The organism is Caulobacter sp. B11 (assembly GCF_002737765.1).
In the GTDB taxonomy this organism is placed as follows: domain Bacteria; phylum Pseudomonadota; class Alphaproteobacteria; order Caulobacterales; family Caulobacteraceae; genus Caulobacter.
This window is the reverse complement of record NZ_PEGG01000236.1, coordinates 1-4,962: the sequence shown is the minus strand read 5'-3', so window position 1 is coordinate 4,962 and position 4,962 is coordinate 1. Positions and strand designations below refer to the sequence as shown.

Annotated in this window: 2 protein-coding genes and 3 pseudogenes; 1 reads left to right on the top strand and 4 read right to left on the bottom strand. The window is 66.9% G+C overall.

Going from position 1 to position 4,962, the window contains the following annotated elements; translation table 11 throughout:
- Positions 1-166 precede the first annotated feature (166 nt).
- From CSW58_RS09990 to tyrS, 4 genes and pseudogenes are all read right to left on the bottom strand, one after another.
- Positions 167-700 carry a polymer-forming cytoskeletal protein gene (locus tag CSW58_RS09990; RefSeq protein WP_099447181.1) on the bottom strand — a complete coding sequence of 178 codons (534 nt, stop codon included), beginning with the start codon at positions 698-700 and terminating at the stop codon, positions 167-169.
- Complete coding sequence (locus CSW58_RS09985; RefSeq protein WP_099447180.1) at positions 681-1,835, bottom strand: peptidoglycan DD-metalloendopeptidase family protein; 1,155 nt, start codon at positions 1,833-1,835, stop codon at positions 681-683. Before CSW58_RS09985 ends, CSW58_RS09990 begins: the two co-directional genes overlap by 20 nt.
- Before the next feature lie 227 nt (positions 1,836-2,062).
- Positions 2,063-2,540, bottom strand: a pseudogene (locus tag CSW58_RS09980) (peroxiredoxin).
- 50 nt (positions 2,541-2,590) lie between these two features.
- A pseudogene (gene tyrS / locus CSW58_RS09975) lies at positions 2,591-3,918 on the bottom strand (tyrosine--tRNA ligase).
- Between the two features lie 171 nt (positions 3,919-4,089).
- Here tyrS and CSW58_RS09970 point away from each other — a divergent pair.
- Positions 4,090-4,962, top strand: a pseudogene (locus CSW58_RS09970) (anhydro-N-acetylmuramic acid kinase); the annotation flags it as partial.

Sequence of the window (4,962 nt, the reverse complement as noted above, 5' to 3'; positions counted from 1 at the left end):
TGACACCGCCGGCGTTCTGGACGGCGACCTGGACGCGTTCATGGGCGCCTCCCTGGCGCAACGCGTCGGGGCCACCCGCGACGCCTGAGGCGGCTCCGGTCTGTCCGGTGGGTGAAGCAGATAGCAAAACGCCCCGGATCACTCCGGGGCGTTTTCTTGTTTCGGATCAGGCCGGCTTGGCCTGGGGCGCGGGCGCGGGCGCGGGCGCGGGCGCCGGGGTCGGCGCTGGTGCTGGCGCTGGCGCGGCGGCCGTCAGGGTCTGGACGGGCGCCGGCTGCGACGCCGGACGCTGGAACTTCAGGCTGCGGCCCTGGAAGAAGGCGCCGGTTTCCATGGCCAGTTGCTCATGGGTGATGTCGCCGTCGATATAGGACGTGCCGTAGAGGCGCACATGCTTGGCCGTGATCGCGCCGACCACCCGACCGCGGATCTCGGCCGCTTCGGCGAACACCGAACCTTCGACATGACCCGTCTCGCCGATGGTCAGGCGGCCGACCCGGACGTCGCCCCGCACCACGCCGTCGATCTGCAGTTCACCTTCACCGATCAGGCCGCCCTCGACCGTGATATCGGCCGAGATAAGCGACGCTACCTTCGGGGGCGCCTTGCGCTGCTGGGCGCCGTCGACCTGGGACGGTGCGGGGAGGGGCTCAATCTTGGCCAGGGTCTTCTGGGGTGTCTTAGCCTGCTTGCTGAACATACTCGCCTGCCTTCAGGAACCGATTGGGGTTTTGGGCGCGCCCGTTGACCCAGACTTCGTAATGCAGATGGGGCCCGGTCGAGCGACCGGTGGATCCCATGGCGCCGATGCGCTGACCGATCGCCACGCGCTCACCAATGCGGACCGACGTCCCTTGAAGGTGCGCATAGCGGGTCTTGAAGCCGCCGCCATGGTCGATCTCGATGGTGTTGCCATAGCCCGAACGCACGCCGGTGAACGACACCACGCCGGGGGCGGTGGCCAGGATGGGCGTGTAGAAGGCGCCAGGGAAATCAAGGCCGGAGTGGAAGGCGGGCCGGTGGGTGAACGGGTCGAACCGAACCCCATAGCTGCTGCTCAGGGCCGGGTTTTGGGTCGGGCGGTTGAACGGCAGCCTTTGGGCGGCCTGGTTCAGGGCTCGCATGTCCGACATGTCGGTCGCGGCGCGCTGAATCCGCGAGGCGAAGTCTTCGTCGACATCGAGCACGGCGGCCAGGGCGCGCGGATCGCGGGCCTCGATCAGCGGGCCGCCGAGGGATCCGCTGCCGCGTCCGGTGAAGCTGCTTGCATCAAGGCCGGCCATTCGCATGGCCAGACGGAGCCGTTCGGCGCGGCTCTTGGCGAAGGTCTCGGCCGAGTCGATCAGGCGTTCCTGATCCATGCGCGTGGCCTGGATCCTCTGGACGGGCGTGGCTGCCAGCAGGCGCGGCTTCGACACGGCCAGGGCCTGGGCGGCGCCCGGGACGCCCTTGAATTCAGTGACCATCATCGCCAGAGCGGCGTGGCGCTTTTCAATCGAGGCGGCCAGGTCGTCAAGCGAACCATTGGTGGCCGAAAGCTGAGCGACAGCGCTGTTGAGGCGGGCCTGACGGTCGGCGTTCAGGCGCTCGTAATAGGCCTTCTGCTTGATGACTTGCTGGTCGGTCGAGCTGACCGCCAGTGCGTTGACCATCATGGCGGCGGTGCAGACGCCCATCCACAGGGCTGTGCAGGCGATCACGCCGGCGCCGAGAACCTGTTTGCTGGTTGAAAAAACGTAGCCGCGCATCTCGCCGCCGGAGCGGATGTAGAGGTGCCGCTCAGGAAACAGCCCCTCTAAGATCTGCCGCAGTCGCTTGAACTGTTTGATGGCCATCGTCCCAGGAAACCCCCGTTTTCAAGGTCCCGGCGATATGCAACGAGAAAGCAGGAACGCGCAAGATGCTTCGCGCTCAAAGAGAGCGGGAAGGCGCATCTGTCCTTTTTCGCATCGAATCATTAACGCGTTCTGAACGGGTTCGCCATGCGACCCGGGCGCGCTGTGGCAGAATGGACCCATGAGCGAGGCGCGAATGCAACACCATGGCGAACGTCGGCGCGACCTTAGCGCAGGGCGCGAGCCGCCGTCAGAACCACCCTTGATGTGGGTTGGGCACCTTAACCTTGCGCCAGACGCTCTCGCACGCACGCCTTCGCGATCGGATTCAGGGAAGGGTGCAGCGCTCAATGCCCATGTAGCGACGGCCGTACATGCTCTTCTCGACCCAGGCGGCCATAGGCCTCGACGATTTCGCCGGTCGTGTCGGCCGCGTCAGGTCGATCGTCAGGTCATGCTTCTTGCGAAACTTGGCGTGACTGGCCGCGCTGTCCTTAGAGACCCCAACAACGACGGCCCCGAGCTTGGCGAATTCCTCCACCTCGGACGAGAACTGCAGGGCCTGCGAGGTGCAGCCGCGGTGTCGTCCTTCGGATAGAAATAGAGGATGACATTCTTGCCCTTCAGGCCCGCCAGGCTGACCCGGCCGGTGTCGGTCGGCAGGTCAAAATCGGGGGCCTTGTCGCCTGCGATCAATTCGCTCATCGGATCACTCTTCCTATCGCCGTCATCCCGATCTTCACCGGGGCGACAGATTAAACGGGCTTTACGAGGACGATCTTCTTTTTGCCGGCCGAAAGCTTGATGACGCCATCGATCAGTTCGGCCGCGCTGATGACGCGGTTGGCGTCGGGCTCGGCCTTGTCATTGACCTTCAGGCCGCCGCCTTGGGCTAGGCGACGGGCCTCGCCGCGCGAACCGGCCAGACCGGCGTCGGCGGCCAGGGCGGCCAGGACGATCCCGGCCTCCAGCTCGGCGGCCGCGACCTCGAAGGTCGGAAGGTCGGCGGAGACCTGGCCCTGTTCGAACGCCTTTTCGGCCGCGTCGCGCGCCGCCTTGGCGGCTTCTTCGCCGTGCGCCAACCGCGTGGCTTCGTCGGCCAGCACCTTCTTGGCCTCGTTCAGCTTGGCGCCCGGCAGGGCTTCAAGCACCGCGATCTCGTCCAGCGGCAGGTCGGTGAACAGCTTCAGGAAGCGACCCACGTCGGCGTCCTCGGTGTTGCGCCAGAACTGCCAGTAGTCGTAGGGGCTCAGGGCGTCGGCGTTGAGCCAGACGGCCCCGGCGGCGGTCTTGCCCATCTTGGCGCCCGAGGCCGTGGTCAGCAGCGGCGTGGTCAGGCCGAAGGCCGGCTTATGGTCGACGCGGCGGATCAGCTCCACCCCGTTGAGGATATTGCCCCACTGGTCCGAGCCGCCCATTTGCAGCACGCAGCCGCGCTTGCGGTTCAGCTCCAGGAAGTCGGTGGCCTGCATCAGCATGTAGTTGAATTCGAGGAAGGTCAGGGGCTGCTCACGGTCGAGCCGCAGCTTCACGGAATCGAAGGCCAGCATGCGATTGACGGTGAAATGGGTCCCGTATTCGCGCAGGAACTCGATGTAGCCGAGCTTGCTCAGCCATTCGTCATTGTCGACCATCACCGCATCGGTGGGGCCGTCGCCGAAGGTGAGGAACTTCTCGAAGGCCCGCTTGATGCTGGCGATATTGGCCTGGATGCCCTCTTCGGTCAGCATCTTGCGGCTCTCGTCCTTGCCGGACGGGTCGCCGACCTTGGTCGTGCCGCCCCCCATCAGGACGATCGGCTTGTGGCCGGTCTGCTGCAGGCGGCGCAGCATCATGATCGATATCAGGTTGCCGACATGCAGGCTGGAGGCGGTGGCGTCGAAGCCGACATAGGCCGTCACGATCCCGCCGGCCGCGGCGGCGTCCAGCTCGTCCGGGTGGGTGATCTGGTGGATGTAGCCGCGCGCCTGCAGGGTCTGCAGGAATTCCGACTTGAACGAGGCGGGCGCGGACATGGATCGACTCTCTGGATGGACGATGCGCCGTCTAGCACGGGCGGGCGCGGATGTGGCGAGGGTTTCATAAGCTCAGTCTCCGGAAGGGGCCGGAGCGCTGTGATCTGGTGAGACGCAACCCCGGCAGGCGGGGGACGCATCGACGTGTCAGGCCGGCCTCCCGCTATTTCAGCGGGCGGTAATAGGCCTGAACGGGAAAGCGGGGATCGATCATGGGGTCTAGCTACAAGGGCGTGACCATGGCAGTCAACCAGACCATGCACATCCTGGGATTCATGACCGGCACCTCTCTCGACGCCGTCGACATGGCGGTGCTCGAGACCGACGGCGAGGACATCCAGGCCTTCGGGCCGGCGGGCGAGCGCAAGCTGCGCGAGGCGACCCGCGACCTGCTGCTGGAGGCTACCGATCAGGCCCGGGCCTGGCCGCGCGACACGCCCGAGCCGGCGATCTTCGCGCAGGCGGCCCGCGCCGTGGCCGACGAGCACCTGCATGCCGCGGAGAGCTTTCTGGCCGAGCATGGGCTGGCCTGGACCAATTTCGACCTGCTGGGCGTGCACGGCCAAACCGTTCTGCACGAGCGCCCCAGCGGCGACCGCCTCGGTCGCACCGTCCAGCTGCTGGACGCCAAGCGCCTGGCCCTGGGCAGCGGCCGACCGGTGGCGTTCGACTTCCGCACCGCCGATGTCGCGGCCGGCGGGGAGGGCGCGCCCCTGGCCCCGATCTATCACGCGGCCCGAGCCCGGGCCGCCGGTCTGGCGGCCCGGTGGCGGCGCTGAATGTCGGCGGCGTGGCCAATATCACCCTGATCGGCGCCGATGGGACCCTGCTGGCCTTCGATACGGGCCCAGGCAACGGCATGATCGACCTGATGCTACAGTCGCGCGACCTGGGCCGCTTCGACGACGGCGGCCGGCTGGCGGCCAGTGGTCGGGTCGACGAGGCGGCGCTGGCGACCCTGCTGGCGGGTGAGTATTTCGCGGCGCCCGCGCCCAAGTCGCTGGATCGCTATGATTTCTCGATCGAGGCGGTGGCGCATCTGACGGCGGCCGACGCCGCGGCCACTCTAACCGCCTTCACCGCCGAAGCCGTGGTCAAGGCCTTCGCCCAGG